The organism is Streptomyces sp. NPDC107654 (assembly GCF_055639035.1).
Map to the genome: position 1 here is coordinate 60,411 of NZ_JBVKBI010000029.1, position 16,139 is coordinate 76,549.

Annotated in this window: 12 protein-coding genes, 4 tRNA genes and 1 other RNA gene; 8 read left to right on the top strand and 9 right to left on the bottom strand. The window is 72.1% G+C overall.

Annotated features, from left to right (window positions below):
• Positions 1-17 precede the first annotated feature (17 nt).
• From ACZ7N4_RS34095 to ACZ7N4_RS34120, 6 genes are all read left to right on the top strand, one after another.
• A tRNA-Gly gene (locus ACZ7N4_RS34095) sits at positions 18-89 on the top strand.
• Positions 90-169: 80 nt separating this feature from the next.
• A tRNA-Gly gene (locus ACZ7N4_RS34100) sits at positions 170-242 on the top strand.
• A gap of 147 nt (positions 243-389) precedes the next feature.
• A complete protein-coding gene (locus ACZ7N4_RS34105) occupies positions 390-1,520 on the top strand; it encodes an ABC transporter ATP-binding protein/permease (RefSeq protein WP_471366584.1) in 1,131 nt (376 codons plus the stop codon).
• 18 nt (positions 1,521-1,538) lie between these two features.
• Positions 1,539-2,780 (top strand): sensor histidine kinase, encoded by a 1,242-nt coding sequence (locus tag ACZ7N4_RS34110; protein ID WP_471366587.1) that lies wholly within the window; start codon positions 1,539-1,541, stop codon positions 2,778-2,780.
• Positions 2,777-3,391, top strand: a complete 615-nt coding sequence (locus tag ACZ7N4_RS34115) for a response regulator (protein ID WP_471366591.1) — start codon at positions 2,777-2,779, stop codon at positions 3,389-3,391. The genes ACZ7N4_RS34110 and ACZ7N4_RS34115 overlap by 4 nt, the downstream gene beginning before the upstream one ends.
• Before the next feature lie 23 nt (positions 3,392-3,414).
• Positions 3,415-3,487 (top strand) — tRNA-Gly (locus ACZ7N4_RS34120).
• Positions 3,488-3,532: 45 nt separating this feature from the next.
• Here the strand turns inward: ACZ7N4_RS34120 and ACZ7N4_RS34125 are convergent.
• The 6 genes from ACZ7N4_RS34125 to ffs form a co-directional block, all read right to left on the bottom strand.
• Entirely contained in the window at positions 3,533-4,432 is a 900-nt protein-coding gene (locus tag ACZ7N4_RS34125; RefSeq protein WP_471366594.1) for a phosphoribosylaminoimidazolesuccinocarboxamide synthase, read from the bottom strand.
• Between the two features lie 70 nt (positions 4,433-4,502).
• Positions 4,503-6,002, bottom strand: coding sequence for a N,N-dimethylformamidase beta subunit family domain-containing protein (locus ACZ7N4_RS34130; protein WP_471366598.1), 1,500 nt, complete (start codon positions 6,000-6,002; stop codon positions 4,503-4,505).
• Positions 6,003-6,255: 253 nt separating this feature from the next.
• Complete coding sequence (locus tag ACZ7N4_RS34135) at positions 6,256-8,325, bottom strand: M48 family metalloprotease (protein WP_471366600.1); 2,070 nt, start codon at positions 8,323-8,325, stop codon at positions 6,256-6,258.
• A 278-nt stretch (positions 8,326-8,603) separates the two neighbouring features.
• Positions 8,604-9,863: a phosphoribosylamine--glycine ligase gene (purD, locus tag ACZ7N4_RS34140; RefSeq protein WP_471366603.1), complete on the bottom strand. Its 1,260-nt coding sequence runs from the start codon at positions 9,861-9,863 to the stop codon at positions 8,604-8,606.
• A 177-nt stretch (positions 9,864-10,040) separates the two neighbouring features.
• A complete protein-coding gene (locus tag ACZ7N4_RS34145) occupies positions 10,041-12,389 on the bottom strand; it encodes a DNA polymerase III subunit gamma and tau (RefSeq protein ID WP_471366606.1) in 2,349 nt (782 codons plus the stop codon).
• 53 nt (positions 12,390-12,442) lie between these two features.
• Positions 12,443-12,541, bottom strand: an RNA gene (gene ffs, locus ACZ7N4_RS34150) — signal recognition particle sRNA small type.
• Positions 12,542-12,661: 120 nt separating this feature from the next.
• Between ffs and ACZ7N4_RS34155 the strand changes: the two genes are divergently transcribed.
• Positions 12,662-12,746: transfer RNA gene (locus ACZ7N4_RS34155), tRNA-Ser, on the top strand.
• Between the two features lie 91 nt (positions 12,747-12,837).
• Here ACZ7N4_RS34155 and ACZ7N4_RS34160 read toward each other — a convergent pair.
• On the bottom strand, positions 12,838-14,100 hold the full coding sequence (locus tag ACZ7N4_RS34160) for a competence protein CoiA family protein (RefSeq protein WP_471366609.1): 1,263 nt from the start codon (positions 14,098-14,100) through the stop codon (positions 12,838-12,840).
• Positions 14,101-14,255: 155 nt separating this feature from the next.
• Here ACZ7N4_RS34160 and ACZ7N4_RS34165 point away from each other — a divergent pair, with 155 nt between their 5' ends.
• Positions 14,256-14,825 carry an HD domain-containing protein gene (locus tag ACZ7N4_RS34165; protein ID WP_471366612.1) on the top strand — a complete coding sequence of 190 codons (570 nt, stop codon included), beginning with the start codon at positions 14,256-14,258 and terminating at the stop codon, positions 14,823-14,825.
• 10 nt (positions 14,826-14,835) lie between these two features.
• Here the strand turns inward: ACZ7N4_RS34165 and ACZ7N4_RS34170 are convergent, their stop codons facing one another.
• On the bottom strand, positions 14,836-15,303 hold the full coding sequence (locus ACZ7N4_RS34170) for an NUDIX hydrolase (protein ID WP_471366615.1): 468 nt from the start codon (positions 15,301-15,303) through the stop codon (positions 14,836-14,838).
• A 13-nt stretch (positions 15,304-15,316) separates the two neighbouring features.
• Positions 15,317-16,060 carry an XRE family transcriptional regulator gene (locus ACZ7N4_RS34175; RefSeq protein ID WP_471366617.1) on the bottom strand — a complete coding sequence of 248 codons (744 nt, stop codon included), beginning with the start codon at positions 16,058-16,060 and terminating at the stop codon, positions 15,317-15,319.
• Between the last annotated feature and the right edge of the window lie 79 nt (positions 16,061-16,139).

Consider the following 16,139-nt stretch of genomic DNA (forward strand, 5'->3'; position numbering starts at 1 on the left):
CCGGATCCCAAGGACATGCGGGTGTAGTTCAGTAGCAGAACATCCCCCTTCCAGGGGGAAGGCGCAGTGTGCAATTCCTGTCACCCGCTCTGCACCGCCGACACGACCACTGTTGTGGATCAGGTAGGCTGGTGTTCGCACCGATCGGTGGGAGCCGATCGGGAGCAGTGCGGACGTAGCTCAGTTGGTAGAGCGCAACCTTGCCAAGGTTGAGGTCGCGAGTTCGAGCCTCGTCGTCCGCTCGGGAAGAAGACCCCGGTCCACTGGACCGGGGTCTTCTCGTTGTCCGGCCATTGCCCGCCGGGTGTCCGGCACCTTCTGACATGTGTCATGCCGGGTGATGACACCGCGCACTGCCGGCCCGGCCCGGCCGCCGGGACGCTGGGGTCATGCACACCGACGGACACGAGAACGTGATCGAGGTCACCGACCTCAGGCGGGTCTACGGGGGCGGGTTCGAGGCCGTACGCGGAATCACCTTCTCCGTGGCGCGCGGAGAGATCTTCGCCCTGCTGGGCACCAACGGCGCCGGAAAGACCTCGACGGTCGAACTGCTGGAGGGGCTCGCGGCACCGGCCGGCGGCCGGGTCCGGGTGCTCGGCCACGACCCCCGCCGCGAGCGGGCCGCCGTACGGCCCCGCACCGGCGTGATGCTCCAGGAGGGCGGCTTCCCCGCCGAGCTGACCGTCGCGGAGACCGCCCGCATGTGGGCCGGCTGCACGAGCGGAGCCCGGCCGGAAGCCGAGGTACTCGAACGGGTGGGGCTCGCGAGGAGACACGGGGTGCGGGTCAAACAGCTGTCCGGCGGGGAGCGCAGGCGCCTGGACCTGGCCCTCGCGCTCCTCGGCGACCCGGAGGTGCTGTTCCTCGACGAGCCGACGACCGGACTCGACGCGGAGGGCCGCCGGGACACCTGGGCGCTGGTGCGGGCCATGCTCACCGCCGCGATCGGCTTCACCTTCCTCTTCGCCGTCTACACCTCGCTGGTCAACGCCTACGTCGCCCGCCGCGAGGAACTCGTGCTCAAGCGGCTGCGCACCGGCGAGACGACCGACCCCGAGATCCTCGCCGGCACCGCCCTGCCCGCCGTCACCGTGGGCCTCGCGCAGGCGCTGCTGCTGTGCGCCGGCTGCGCGGTGCTGTTGCACGCCGGGGCGCCCAGGGCGCCGTACCTGACCGTGCTGGGGCTCGTGGCCGGGCTGGTGCTGAGCGCCGCGCTCGCCGCGCTCACCGCGTCCTTCACCCGGAGCGTGGAGAGCGGCCAGGTCACCGCGCTGCCACTGGTGTTCGTGTCGATGGCCGGTTCGGGGATCATGATCCCCACCGAGGTCATGCCGGAGAAGCTCGCCTCCGTCTGCGAGTTGCTCCCGCTGTCCCCCGCGATCCGGCTCGTCCGGGCGGGCTGGACCGGCCAGTTGAGCGCGTACGAGGCACTCGGCACGCTCGCGACCGCGCTGGCCTGGACCGTGGTGGCGGTGTTTGCTGTACGGCGGTGGTTCCGGTGGGAACCCCGGCGCTGAGGAACGGGGGCGCGCGTGGTGGGGCGGATACGACGGTGGCAGCAGCGGCACTGGCGGGAGCGGAGCAAGGCGGAGCGGGTCGAGCTGTACACCGTCGTCACCTGGTACGGCACGACCTGGTTCTTCTCGCTCGGCTGGTTGCTGCTCCCCCTGGTCGGCGGACTCGACGGACGGCCCGTGGCCTTCGTCCTCGGGGCGCTGCTCGTCCTCGTGGCGGCCCTGCAGTGCGCGGTCTCGAACCGGCTGACCCGGCCCGCGCTCGACCACTATCTGGGGCGCGCACGGCTGCCGGCCGGGGCACACGGCGTCCCGGCCGTCCTGCTGGGGCTGGCGCTGACGCTGATCGTGGCCCTCGCCGCGCTGGACGCGGCCGACCCGGTGACGGTCCGGCTGGCGATCGGCGCCACCCTGCTGCCGTTCGGCGTTCTCTACGGACTCACCGTCCCCGTACGGGTCTTCCTGCGGGGGGCGGCACTGCTCGCGGTGCTGCTCATGGGGGCCGTCGGGCTCGCCGACCCCGATGGCGCCGGGGTTCTCGTGACCGGTCTGATGGTCGCCTTCCAGACGGTGTTCTCGCTGCTCGCCTGCCGCTGCGGAGCCTGGACCCTGGCCGTGCTGTGGGAGGCCGAGCGGGCCCGCGAGGTGGAGGCCCGGCTCGCCGTCGCCGAGGAGCGGCTGCGGTTCGGACGGGATCTGCACGACGTACTGGGCCGGAACCTGTCGGTGATCTCCCTGAAGAGCGAGCTGGCGGTGCAACTGGCCCGGCGGGGGCGGCCGGAGGCCGTGGAGCAGATGATCGAGGTGCAGCGCATCGCGCAGGAGTCCCAGCGCGAGGTGAGGGCCGTCGTTCGCGGGTACCGGGAAGCCGATCTCGGGGTCGAACTCGTGGGTGCCAAGGGCGTGTTGACGGCCGCCGGGATCGACTGCGAGGTGCGTGCGGAGACCGACGGGCTGCCCGCCGAGGTGCAGTCCGCGCTCGGCTGGGTGGTGCGCGAGGCCACCACCAACGTACTGCGGCACGGGGACGCGGGCCGGTGCGAGGTGGAACTGGCGGTACGGGAGGGGCACGTGGTGCTGACGGTGGAGAACGACGGGGTCGCGGCACCCTACGGTGGCGGCGGTTCCGGGCTTGCCGGGCTGCGGGAGCGGCTCGCCGCCGTGGACGGAACCCTGAAGGCGGGGATCGTGGCCACGGACCGGGACCGGTTCCGGCTGGTGGCGGACATACCCCTGGGGACTGTGAGAGGAGTCACCCCGTGAACACTCCGGTACGGCTGCTGCTCGCCGACGACGAGCACCTGATCCGGGGGGCGCTGGCCGCGCTGCTGTCCCTGGAGGACGATCTGCTGGTCGTCGCGGAGGCGGCGAGCGGGCCCGAGGCGCTGGCGATGGCCCGGGCGCACACACCCGACGTCGCCGTCCTGGACCTGCAGATGCCGGGCGCCGACGGTGTGAAGGTCGCCACATCCCTGCGTGCCGAACTGCCGGACTGCCGGGTGCTGATCGTCACCGGACACGGGCGGCCCGGGCATCTGAAACGGGCGCTCGCGGCCGGTGTGCGGGGGTTCGTCCCGAAGACCGTCAGCGCCCAGCGGCTCGCCGAGATCATCCGGACCGTGCACGCCGGAAGCCGTTACGTGGACCCGGAGTTGGCGGCCGACGCGATCTCCGCCGGGGACTCGCCGCTGACCGCGCGGGAGGCCGAGGTGCTGGAGCTGGCCGCCGACGGGGCGCCGGTCGCGGAGATCGCCGAGCGGGCCGCGCTGTCGCCCGGGACCGTGCGGAACTACCTCTCCTCGGCCGTCACGAAGCTCGGCGCCGAGAACCGTCATGCGGCAGTGCGTCTCGCGCGCGAGCGAGGTTGGGTATAGTTGCTCTCGCGCCACGGCGCAACGCGGACGTAGCTCAGTTGGTAGAGCGCAACCTTGCCAAGGTTGAGGTCGCGAGTTCGAGCCTCGTCGTCCGCTCGGGAAAGAGACCCCGGTCCACTGGACCGGGGTCTCTTCGTGTTCCTAGCTCCAGCTCATGCCGGTCAGCCGCTCGTACGCCTCCACGTACTTCTGCCGGGTGGCGGCCACGACCTTCTCCGGCAGCGGCGGCGGGGGCTGCTCGCTCCCGCGGTCCCAGCCGGACTCGGCGGACGTCAGCCAGTCCCGCACGAACTGCTTGTCGTACGACGGCTGGGCGCGGCCCGGCTGCCACGCGTCGGCCGGCCAGAAGCGGGAGGAGTCCGGGGTGAGGACCTCGTCGGCGAGGACCAGGGTGTCGCCGTCGTAGCCGAACTCGAACTTGGTGTCGGCCAGGATGATCCCCCGGTCGCGGGCGATGTCCCTGGCGCGCGAGTACACGGCGAGGGTGGCCTGGCGCAGCTGGGCGGCGGTCTCGGCGCCGACCTGGCGGGCCACCTCCTCGTAGGAGACGTTCTCGTCGTGCTCGCCGACCTCGGCCTTGGTGGCCGGGGTGAAGATCGGGGCGGGCAGTTCCGAGCCGTCGACGAGGCCTTCGGGGAGGGCGAGACCGCAGACCGTGCGGGACGCGTTGTACTCGACCAGGCCGGAGCCGGTGAGGTAGCCACGGGCCACGCACTCCACCGGGACCATCTTCAGGGACTTGCAGACCAGGGTGCGGCCCGCCCAGTCGGCGGGGGCGCCCTCGGGCAGCTCGGTGCTGATCACGTGGTTGACGGCCAGGTCGCGCAGCTGGTCGAACCACCACAGGGAGAGCTGGGTGAGGACGCGGCCCTTGTCGGGGATCTCCGTCGGCAGCACCCAGTCGTAGGCGGACATGCGGTCACTGGCGACCATCACGAGGTCGCCCGCCTCGTTCTGGTACAGCTCGCGCACCTTTCCGGTGTGCAGGTGCACCAGGCCCGGAACCTCGATCGGCTCGGGCTTTTCTACGAATCCGGACACGGTTCCTCCCCGTGGCTCTGTCCAAGTGCCTCGATTCTCCCGTATGCGGGCGAGCGGTCGCGTCCGGGGGTCAGTCGCGTTTGCAGATGCGGTCCAGCAGGTTCGCCGTCGCCCGCTGGATACGGGTGTCCACGTGCTCCGGGCGGTCCAGGGCCGGGGACCAGGCGAACGTTCCGGAGGCGAACACCCAGGCGCCGGAGGGCGCGCGGTAGAGGGACGTCTCCTGGTGGCGCAGGACGCCGTCGTTGTCGGTGTAGGGGGAGTGGGCGAGCAGGATGCGCTCGTCGTGCTCGGGCAGCGGGGTGCGCGGGAAGTAGCGGTCCGCCTCGCCCGCGACCAGGCCCTCGATCTCGTCGCCCTCGTGCGCGCCCGTCGCCTCCCACAGCCAGTGGCCGCCGTTGCGGACGATCAGCGGGTGCGGCTCGGGGACCCGGCCCGCGTACTGGATGCCGACCAGCTGCTGCTCGGGCCGGTCGACCTCCCGCCACAGCACCGGCCGGCCCGGGCCCTTGCGCTTGCGGCAGGTCAGCAGCCGGTCCGGGACACCGGACGGGGACGGGCCCAGCTCCACCTGCCAGTACATGGTGTTGGCGGAGAGGAAGACCAGCGAGGTGCCCCGGTCGCGGGCGTCCTCGACGGCCCGGCGCATCGGCACCGACCAGTACTCGTCGTGGCCGGGGAAGACCAGGCCCCGGTAGCGGCTGGGGTCGATCCGGCCGGCGTGCAGGTCGCGGGCTTCGGCGTAGGCGAGGTCGTAGCCGTACCGCTCGGCCCAGCGGATGAAATCGTAGGCGTGGCCGACGTGCAGCGGCAGGCCCGCGCCCGCGTACGGGCGGTCGAAGGAGACCGTGGTGGCCGCGTCGGCCTCGCCGAGGAGGCGGCCCTTCTCGTCCCAGGCGTGGTAGAGGCTGGCGCCGGTACGGCCGTCCTCCGGGTACAGGTTGTACGCCTGCCAGGTGATGTCCGGCAGCAGCAGGAGCAGGTCGGCGGGGTGGTCGGCGCGGACCGTGAAGGGCACGTGGGAGCGGTATCCGTCGGCGGTGGTCAGGACGGCCACATAGGCGCCGATGCTCCAGTAGGAGGGCACCTGGAGGCGCCAGGACAGCCACCAGTGGTGGCAGGAGACCGTGCGGTCGGCGGCCAGCGGCGTGGGCTGGACGATGCCGGAGAGCCGGGGGCTCGTGGTGATCTTGGCGGCGCCGTCGCCGCCGTAGTGGCCGATGCGGTAGATGTCGACGCTGAACTCCTGCGGCGGGTCGACCGTGATGTGGAAGTCGATCGCCTCGCCTGGTGCGACCGCGCCGGTGGACGTGAAGCCCTTGATCTGCCGGTGCACGTCGTCGGCCGAGCGGGGGCCGGAACCGGCCGCGCGCGGCGCCGGGATCCGCGCGCCGGAGCCGCCGGCGAGCTGCTGCGGGCTGGGGTCGACGTACCACGGCACGACATGGCCGGTGTCGTCGAAGTACGTCTCACTGCCGCGCAGCCAGGGCAGCGGGCCCTGACCGAAGGGGTCCGTGACGGCGTGCGCGAGTGCTCCGGACTCCCAGCGGCGGATGTGGTCCGAGGCCATGGTCGCTCCCCTCCCTCATGCCCCCGTGCCTGTGTCGATGGTGCTCGCTGCTCGTGCTGTGCGTGCTGTGCGTGAGCTTTGCGTGTTCGGCCGCGCTGTCTTATGTCGCGTGCCTTTGCCAAAGGCGTGGTCGGTCCCAGCACATCACATAACGCACGGGCTCGGTCACTAGTCGTTGTGAATTGACCTGAAGTGGAAGTCGCTTTTCCGTTTCGCGGTGGAAGCGGGGTGGGGCCGGGGTGGGGCGCAGGTGTCAGACGAGTCTGACGGGCTTCTCGGGGCGTATCCCCGACGCGGCCAGCCAGTGCCGCAGCGGGCCCGCGTCCCCCTCCTCGATCAGGCTGCGGACCCTGGGCGCGAGATCGGCGGCCCGCTCGCCGCCCAGCAGCAGGGAGGGGCCGTCCAGCCAGTCCAGGGCGGGGACCGCGCCGGCGGTGTCGACGGCCGCGCAGCACACCATCGCCGTGACGTGGTCGGCGAGCAGTTCGCGGGCCGTGCGCTGGGGTTGCAGCGGGAAGGGGGGCAGCACGCAGTCCAGGTGCTCCCACGCGGCACGTTCGGGGTCCCGGCCGGCCGCCGCCGCGTCCCGCTGTGCGCGGGCCTCCTCGCGGGCCAGCTCGGCGGTGATGCCGGCGGCCAGGGCCGCGCTGCGTTCCGTGCCGGGTTCCGGGCCGGAGGCTTCGGCGAAGGGCGCCTCGGCTTCGTCTTCGGCGTCCGGGTTCTCACCCGCGGCACCCGTGCGGGACGCGCCGTCGGGTGCGGGTTGCCCTCCTGCGGAGTGCACACCGTCGGCTGCTTGCGGGTGATCGTGCGGCTGCGGGGAGCGCGCGTCGTCGGCGGCCTGCGGGTCGTCGTACGGCTGCGAGGAGCGCACGTCGTCGGCGGCCTGCGGGTCGTCGTACGGCTGCGAGGAGCGCACGTCGTCGGCAGCCTGCGGGTCGTCGTACGGCTGCGGGGAGCGCGCGTCGTCGGCGGCCTGCGGGTCGTCGTGTGGGGGTTCTTGTGCGGGGGGCGCCTGTGGGTGGGCTTGTGGGGTCTTCGAGCGGGTCGGTTCCGACAAGTGGTCCAGGACCCTTGCCAGCGTCGGGCCGCCGGGGTCGGGGGCCGTGGGGTTCGGGGACGGGCGGACGCCCAGGGAGTCGAGGACTCGGTGCAGACGGGCCGCGTCCGTGCGCCAGGTGCGGTCCACGACCTCCTCCGGGTACGCCTGCCAGTCCACCGGGGCCCAGTCGGGGCCGGGATCGGCGGGGCCGCCGTGGAAGAGGCGGGCGGCGAGGAGGGAGGCGGCCTCGTCCACCGCACCAGGTTCCTCCAGCAGGTCGCAGGCGGGGCGCTCACCCAGCCGGGAGGTGAAGCCCTCGGCGAGGCGGTCACGGCGGGACAGCTCGGTGAGCGCCGCGACCACGCCCGCGTCCAGCCGGGACGGCCAGCGGCCCATGCGCCAGGCGGGCAGCGCCACCCTGGTCAGCAGCCGGTCCCAGCCGGCGTAGGCGAGCCCGACCTGCTCCTGGGCGACGATCCGCAGACCGTAGTCCACCGCCTGGGCGCGCTCGGCCGCCGCCGCCGCGACCCCGCGCTCCATCTGCGTCGCGTGCTCCCGGCAGCCGCGCAGCAGCAGCCGGGCCACCCAGCCGAGGGCCGCGCACACCCCGCGGGTCAGCCAACAGCGGCCCCGCTGTGAGGCCACCGCCACGGCCGCGTCCAGCCCGCGCACGAAACGGCGGGCGGCTGCTATGTCCGGGTGCGCCGAGGGGCCCGTACCCGCGATGACCGGGGCGAGGACCGCGCGCAGCTCGCCGACCCGCATCCACCACAGGAACGGGGAGCCGATGACGAGGACCGGCGCTACGGGGGGCCGGCGGCGGCCCGGCCCCGCTATCTCGTCGGGCGCCGGGCGCGGGGGCGGACCGTGGGCCGAGTGGGCGCGGTCCTCCAGCCAGCTGTCGCAGTCCGGGGTGAGCGCTATGGCCGAGGGGGCGGGCACGTCCAGACGGTCGGCGAGGTCGCGCACCATCCGGTACAGGTCCGGGGCGGACTCCTCCGCGATCGGCACCGTGGGGCTCATCGCGGGGCGGGCCCGGGCCACGACCACGGCGATACCGGCCGCGGCCAGCAGCACCAGCACCGCGAGGACGCCGACGACCCACCGGGCCACGTCCCAGTCCGGCCCGACGAGATGGCCGGTGGTGGCGCCGGTCAGCAGGATCACTGCGGCACCCGCGGGCAGCAGGGCCACGGCCAGCGCCCGGCCCCGGACCCGCAGTACGGCCAGGGCCCGGGAGCGCGCGGCCTGTGCGCCCGCCTCCACACCGATTCCGGTCACGTTCCGACCTCGCCCCCTCCCTGCCGATCGCGTGCTGCCTGGGTCTTGCTCACTCCCCCACTGTGGCACCCGCCACTGACATCGCAATGCCGGTGGGCCAAGTGCCGGAACGCTTGCGCGGCACCCTAGTTGGGGCCCCGGCCCCAGTCAGCCATATGGGCGATTGCTCACTCGATGGAATGGCTTTGGTCAGAGCTGGGTGACGGAAAGCAAAGATCAGGCCCCGGATCGTGGATCCGGGGCCTGGGGTGTGGACGGGCAGGTCAGCGGGCCGGAGCTCAGGCGCCCGCGCTCTGTGCCGCCTTCGCCGCGATGTCGGTGCGGTGCTGCGAGCCGTCGAGCCGGATCCGGCCCACCGCCCGGTACGCCCGCTCGCGCGCCTCGGCCAGGTCCTTGCCGGTGGCGGTGACGGACAGCACACGACCGCCCGCGCTGACGACGGCGTCGCCGTCCCGCTTCGTACCGGCGTGCAGCACGTAAGCGTGCGGGGCGTCCTCGGCGGCCACCTCGTCCAGCCCGGTGATCGGGTCGCCGGTGCGCGGGGTGCCCGGGTAGTTGTGCGAGGCGACGACGACGGTGACGGCCGCGTCCTCGCTCCAGCGCAGCGGCGGCAGATCGCCGAGGCTGCCGGTGGCGGCGGCCATCAGCACGCCGGCCAGCGGGGTCCGCAGGCGGGCCAGCACGACCTGGGTCTCCGGGTCGCCGAAGCGGGCGTTGAACTCGATGACCCGGACGCCGCGCGAGGTGATCGCGAGACCGGCGTAGAGCAGCCCGGAGAACGGCGTGCCCCGGCGGCGCATCTCGTCCACGGTGGGCTGCAGCACGGTCTGCAGCACCTCGTCGACCAGCTTCGGGTCGGCCCACGGCAGCGGCGAGTACGCGCCCATGCCACCGGTGTTGGGGCCCTCGTCGCCGTCCAGGGCGCGCTTGAAGTCCTGGGCGGGCTGGAGCGGTACGACGGTCTCGCCGTCGGTGATCGCGAAGAGCGACACCTCGGGGCCGTCGAGGAACTCCTCGATGACCACTCGCTCGCAGGCGGCGGCATGCGCCTTGGCGGCGTCCAGGTCGGGCGTGACGACGACGCCCTTGCCGGCGGCGAGGCCGTCGTCCTTGACGACGTAAGGGGCACCGAAGGCGTCGAGGGCCTCGGTGACCTCCTCGGCGGTGGTGCAGACGTAGGAGCGGGCGGTCGGCACGCCGGCCGCCGCCATGACGTCCTTGGCGAAGGCCTTGGACCCCTCGATCCGCGCGGCCTCCCCGGACGGACCGAACACCGGGATGCCGGCGGCGCGGACGGCGTCGGCGACACCGGCGACCAGCGGGGCCTCCGGGCCGACGACGACCAGGTCGGCACCGAGGCCGACGGCCAGCTCGGCGACCGCCTTGCCGTCGAGCGCGTCGACCTGGTGCAGCTCGGCGACCTCGGCGATGCCTGCATTGCCGGGGGCGCAGTGCAGCGCGGTGACGTCGGGGTCGAGGGACAGGGAGCGGCACAGGGCGTGTTCGCGGGCGCCGCTGCCGATGACGAGGACCTTCACGGGGGCCAGCCTAATGGCAAGGTTGCCGAAGCCCGGGGCCCGGGTTTGTTGGACGTTCCTCCGAAGGCGGGTCCACGGGCCGGTCCGCGGACGATTCCCGGACCGCCCCGGCGCCACCTCGCGGCCCACCTCGTGACCTCGTCACCCGGTCACCCGGTCACCCGGCCGCCTCACTCGCTACTCGTTGGAGAACTCCTCCATCACCGTCGCTCCCAGCTCGCGCACGATCAGCTCGTGGCCGGAGAGCGCCGACTCGTCCAGATCCGGGTCGTCGTCCGCCGGGATGTCGTCCTCCAGGGAGACGGGCGGGGGCTCGGGCGCGGCGGCCGGCCGGGGGGCCGGGGAGGGCGCGGCGGGGGTCGCGGAGGCCGCCGAAGAGGCCGGGGCGGCGGGCTGGTGCCGGGCGGCGGACGCCTGCGGGGACGACTGGGGGCCCGCGGGGCGGGACGCGGCCGGGGCGCCGTAGCCACCGCCGGGCGCGCCACCGTAGCCGGAAGAACCGCCGTAGCCGGAGGAGCCGCCGTAGCCGGAGGAGCCGCCGGACGGGTCCAGGACCGCGTCGATCTTCCAGTGGACGTTGAAGCTCTCGGTCAGGACCGCCCTGAGGACGTCCTCGCTGCCGCTGGCCATGAAGCGGTCCAGGGCGCCCGCGTTGACGAACCCGAGCTGGAGAGTGGTGCCGTCGAAGCCCGTCACCTGGGCGTTGGGAGCGTTCAGCAGGGCCCAGGTGAAGCGGCGCCTGTCCTTCACGGCCTCCAGGATGTTGGGCCAGAGCACGCGGGGGTCGAGACCGCCGGTGGGGGCGGCCGGCGCGGGCGCCGTGGGCTGCGCCGAGGGGGCGGCCGGGGCGGGCTGCTGCGGCGCCGCACGCCCAGGTCCCTGACCGGCGCCCTGACCGCCCCCCGCCGGAGCGGCGGCCGTGGGCCAGCCACCGGGACGCCGGCCGCCGCCGGCGGGCGCGGCGGTGGGCCAGGCACCGGGGGCGGGGGCGGCCGGGGCGGCTGCGGGAGCAGGGGCAGGGGCCGGTTCCGCGGGCGCGGGAGCGGAAGGGGTGGCGGGAGCGGCCGGGGCGGGGGCGGCGGCAGCCGCCGGAGCCGACTCGGCAGCCGCACCCGGACCAGCGGGACCAGCGGAAGCCGCGGGAACAGCCGGAGCGACGGGAGCGGGAGCAGTGGGACCGGCAGGAGCACCGGGCGCACCCGACGCCCGCACGGCCGCCCGGGCCGCCGCAGGACCGCCACCGGGCGGCACGGACACCGCACCGGCACCTGCGGGGGCGCCCGTGCCCGGCGTGAAGGCGGCGCCGCCATGCGCGTCCGGACCGGGCACGTACCCCATGGCGGGCGCGCCGGCGCCGCCGGAGAAGCTGATGCCGCGCTCCAGGCGGTCGAGGCGGGCCATCACGGACCGCTCGTCGCCGTAGGCGGCGGGGAGCATGACGCGGGCGCAGATCAGTTCCAGCTGAAGGCGCGGGGAGGTGGCGCCGCGCATCTCGGTCAGGCCTTCGTTGACCAGGTCGGCGGCGCGGCTCAGCTCGGCGGCGCCGAAGATCTCGGCCTGGGCCTGCATCCGCTCCAGGACGTCGGCCGGGGCGTCGAGGAGCCCCTTCTCCACGGCGTCCGGCACGGCGGCGAGGATGACGAGGTCCCGCAGCCGCTCCAGCAGGTCGGCGACGAAGCGGCGCGGGTCGTTCCCGCCCTCGATGACGCGGTCGACGACCTCGAAGGCGGCGGCGCCGTCACCCGTGGCGAAGGCCTCCACGACGGAGTCGAGCAGGGAGCCGTCGGTGTAGCCGAGGAGGGACGTCGCCATGGCGTATGTCACACCGTCCTCGCCGGCGCCGGCGAGGAGCTGGTCCATGACGGACATGGAGTCACGCACCGACCCGGCACCCGCGCGGACGACGAGCGGCAGCACGCTCTCCTCGACCGGGATGTCCTCCTTCCGGCACACCTCGGCGAGGTAGTCCCGGAGGGTGCCGGGCGGCACGAGCCGGAAGGGGTAGTGGTGGGTCCGCGACCGGATGGTCCCGATGACCTTCTCGGGCTCGGTGGTGGCGAAGATGAACTTCAGGTGCTCCGGCGGCTCCTCGACCACCTTGAGCAGGGCGTTGAAGCCCGCCGACGTGACCATGTGGGCCTCGTCGATGATGTAGATCTTGTACCGGCTGCCCGCGGGACCGAAGAAGGCCTTCTCGCGCAGCTCACGGGCGTCGTCCACACCACCGTGAGAGGCCGCGTCGATCTCGATGACGTCGATCGACCCCGGTCCGTTCCGGGCGAGGTCGCGGCAGGACTGGCACGCGCCGCAGGGGGTCGGGGTGGGTCCCTGCTCGCAGTTCAGGCAACGGGCCAGGATGCGCGCGCTGGTCGTCTTGCCACAGCCACGCGGCCCGCTGAACAGGTACGCGTGATTGACCCGGTTGTTCCGCAGCGCCTGCTGCAGCGGGTCGGTGACATGCCCCTGCCCGATGACCTCCGCAAAGGTCTCCGGGCGGTAGCGGCGGTACAGAGCGAGAGACGACACGCTTACGAGGTTATAGGCGCCCACTGACAACCGGGCCCGGCCGAAGCCCCGGGAACGCAAGCGCCCCCCACGCACCCGCTAGAGCCGACCTACCCTTGCTGCCTTCCGGCCCTGGGGGAGTTCAGTCAGATAGCGCCGCGTGAGGGGCTGTGCCCCACAGTACCCGATGGCGGCCCCCGGTCTGTACCCGATCGGGGCAGCACCCTCACCCGGGGAACGGCCTGCGGGAACGAGTTCGCGAGCACCCTCCTCGGTCATGTAATGTTTCCGGCGGAGGATTCGCCTAGAGGCCTAGGGCGCACGCTTGGAAAGCGTGTTGGGGGCAACCCCTCACGAGTTCGAATCTCGTATCCTCCGCAGCCGCCCGCCTGGGCAAACGAAGGCTCCGACCGGATCACGGTCGGAGCCTTCGTCGTTCCGTGGTTGCAGTTTTGGTTGCAGTTCCCGGCTATCGCCCGTTCAGCACGGCACGGCAGGCGCGGCAGTACATCGCTGCGTACCGCCCATACCTGCGCATCAGCTGGCCGCAGCCGGCGCAAGGACCCAGCTCCCAGGTCGGACACCCCAGCGCGGCGGACGCTGCGGCCCTTTCTACTGGTGTGATCCGCATCGCCTCGTGACCGCCCTGTACCGGCATGGCGGGGAGGGTGAAACCGCCGGTCGGCTGGCCAAGGTCGCGGAGGGGCCGGGCATCGCTGACGAACCAGCCCTCTTCGCCTGCTCGGCAGGTGCGGTCGATCTCCTGCTCGGCGAAGGTGATCACGCCGTCGTCCTCTTCGGTCGGCGCCGGCGGTAGAGGAGTCCGTTCACCGACGATCTCCTCCCACAGCGCGCGATCGTCCGCCGACACCCACATATGCCGACCAGCCCGGCCGTTGCCACGGCTGGGCACGTAGACCGGGACGCTCTCCCCTGTGGCGCTCTGCAGGACCAGGTCTTCGATGTGGACCGGCTCCTTCTCAGGCAGGCAAAGGGCGGGCAGGAACCAGTCGGCGTGAATCGCGCCACAGTGGCCGGCGCCCTCGCTGGCAAGACAGTGGCGGTCACTGCTCGGCACACACTTCCAGACCTGTAGGTGGCGGTACCCACCGCGGATCAACATCTCCTTGCCGTCCGCGATGTCTTTCCACGGCATATCGTCGACGCGTGCCCACGGTGCACGGTCGATCAGGGAGGCCGTCCGGTCCTTCGCCACCCACAGAGGTGTGATGCCGTGCTCCACTGCATTGACCGAGCGGCGGTGCACGCTGCTGGGACTGAGGTGGTGGTACTGGATCTCCCAGCCGATCCGTATGCCACTCGGTCCGGTGACGACAGCGTCGGTGATGCTCCGCCGATTGGCTACGGGAACCTCCGCCTCGGAGAGGAGCCCGTACCTGGCAGCGGTCTCGACGACCCGCTCCTTCGTAGCCCTGTGCTGTGCACTCTCCGCAGGGGTCGGCTTGTGCGTGATCGGTAGGTGAGAGGCAACCAGGGGCGTTCGGCCGCCCACGCGCCCTCGGCGGATGAACATCCAGGGAGATTTTCCGCCTGCCTCGGACTGGCACTCCCGCCCCTCGTGGTGCGCCAGGCATTCGAGTAGTTGTGGGTCGCGATCAGCGACGCTCGCGGTGATCTCGCGGAGCAACTCCGGACGGTCCGGGTGCCCGAGATCGGGTAACGAAAGATTGATCTCTATGCCATATCCGGTATGCCACACACCGTTCGCCATTCCTCCACGATAAGAACGGCCACTGACACTCAACAGGGCGTCCAGCAGCGAGATATGAGAGGGCCGGTCCCTTCACCCGTAGCTGCTGCGCCATCGAGCAGTACCTGACGCAGTATGAGGCTGCGCCAACTCCGGGGCTGCCATACCCTCCTCACGTGGCGACGATCAAGGCCGACTGGGCGTATGGGCTGGCGTGTGACTTGTTGCGGACGAGCCTTCCACGCAGATGGGCCCATACGCAGGGCGTTGCCGCCCGTGCCCAGCTGTTGGCGCCCGTGGTCGGTAGCAGCGCCGAGATGCTGGAGGTCGCTGCGGTGCTGCACGACATCGGCTACGCGCCCGCGCTCGCCCACACCGGCTTCCATCCACTGGACGGCGCACGGTATCTCCGGGACACGCCTGGTGTGGACGAGCGGGTCGTCAGGCTGGTGGCGAACCACACGTACGCCCTACTGGAAGCCGAGGAGCGCGGCTTGCGGGACGAGCTGGCGGACGAGTTCCCTCTCCTGGATGATCCGCTGCTCGTCGACGCGCTGATCTACTGCGACATGACCACGACGCCGGACGGTCAGCGGACTACACCCCAGGAACGGCTGCAGGAGATATTGGGCCGCTACGGCGAGGACAGCGTGGTCGGCCGCTTCATCCGCCGTGCCGCGCCGCACATCCACGCGAGCGTGGATCGAGTGCGGGCGGCTGCGATCGAGGCCGGCGTCGAGCTGTGAGCGCGAGCGGTCAGCCGAGGTAGGGGTAGGCACCGGCGAGATAGTGGTCGATCTGCTCGTGCATGCTCGGGTGGATGTCGAGCGTGTGGAGGTCGTCCGGCTGGACCCACCGCACGCCGTCGGCCTCGTCGTTGACGGTCGGCTTGCCGCCGACGGGGCGGCCGATGTACACGGCCTCGTACTGCTGCCGGATCTCGCCGTCGGTGTACTCGATGATGTGCTCCGGGTTGGAGTAGACGCCGAGGAAGCCGGTGACCTCGGCGACGATGCCGGTCTCCTCCTCGCACTCGCGGACGGCGCACTGCGCCGGAGTCTCCCCGATGTCCTGGGCGCCGCCGGGCAGCGCCCACTGGCCGGTGTCACGGCGCCGTTGGAGCAGGATGGCGCCTTCATCGTTGACCACGAGCAGGTTGCTGGCGGGGATGAGGGTGTTGGCTTTGGGGGCCTTGGGGTCGTGGTAGTACTCGGTCCTGCCCACGGTGTTGCTACTCCTACCTGTCGGGCGCCCAGGGGCGCGCGGATGCCCACACGGCCTCGAAGCTGTCGCTGTACCGCTTGAACCACTCCCCGCCGTCGGTGTTGCGGAGCTGGAGAAGCGGGTTGGCGCTGGCCGGCTGGCCCCAGATGTGCGGATTGACCATGAGGTGGTCGTCGTATCGGAAGATCGAGTTGTAGAGCGTCGTGTCGTGAAGGCGCACCTCACAGCCTGGGTAGCCCACGAGGTCGCGGTAGTAGGTGAGGGACGCCTTGATCTTGGCCGCGAGTGTGTCTCCGATGCCTTCCTCCCTGCCCCTGACACGGACCGCCTCCCCGTCCGGATCACCGAAACACAGCCGGACGCGCACGCCCGCCTGCGCCCTTTCCTGGAGCATGCTCGCGATGTGCGGGTTCGTCTGCGCGAAGAAGGTGCCAGAGAACACAAGCACGTCAACCTGCTTCATGGCGCTCAGTAGCAGGGAGAACCACACATCGCGTGGGACGCTCGCCCGGTTGGGGTAGGTGTCGACGAGCTCCGAGCGGGCCGCGCCGAGATGCTGAGACCCCTGACCGTTGTCCGGCCACAGGTATGTCTCGTCGACCCGCAGCAGGTTCGCGACCGTCCAACGGTGCCTGCGGTGGGGGACTCGGCCACCGACCCACCGGCTGGCGGTCTTGGGATCCACGGAGCAGGCTTCGGCCAACTCCTCCACCGTCAGGCCACGTTGCACGAGTGCGGAACGCAGTCGCTCATTCACTCAGGCAAGCCAACCGGACCGTGACAGCAGGCCGCAAGTGCGATGAGCCCGCTGGGCACGGTTGTGGCCGGAACTGTTC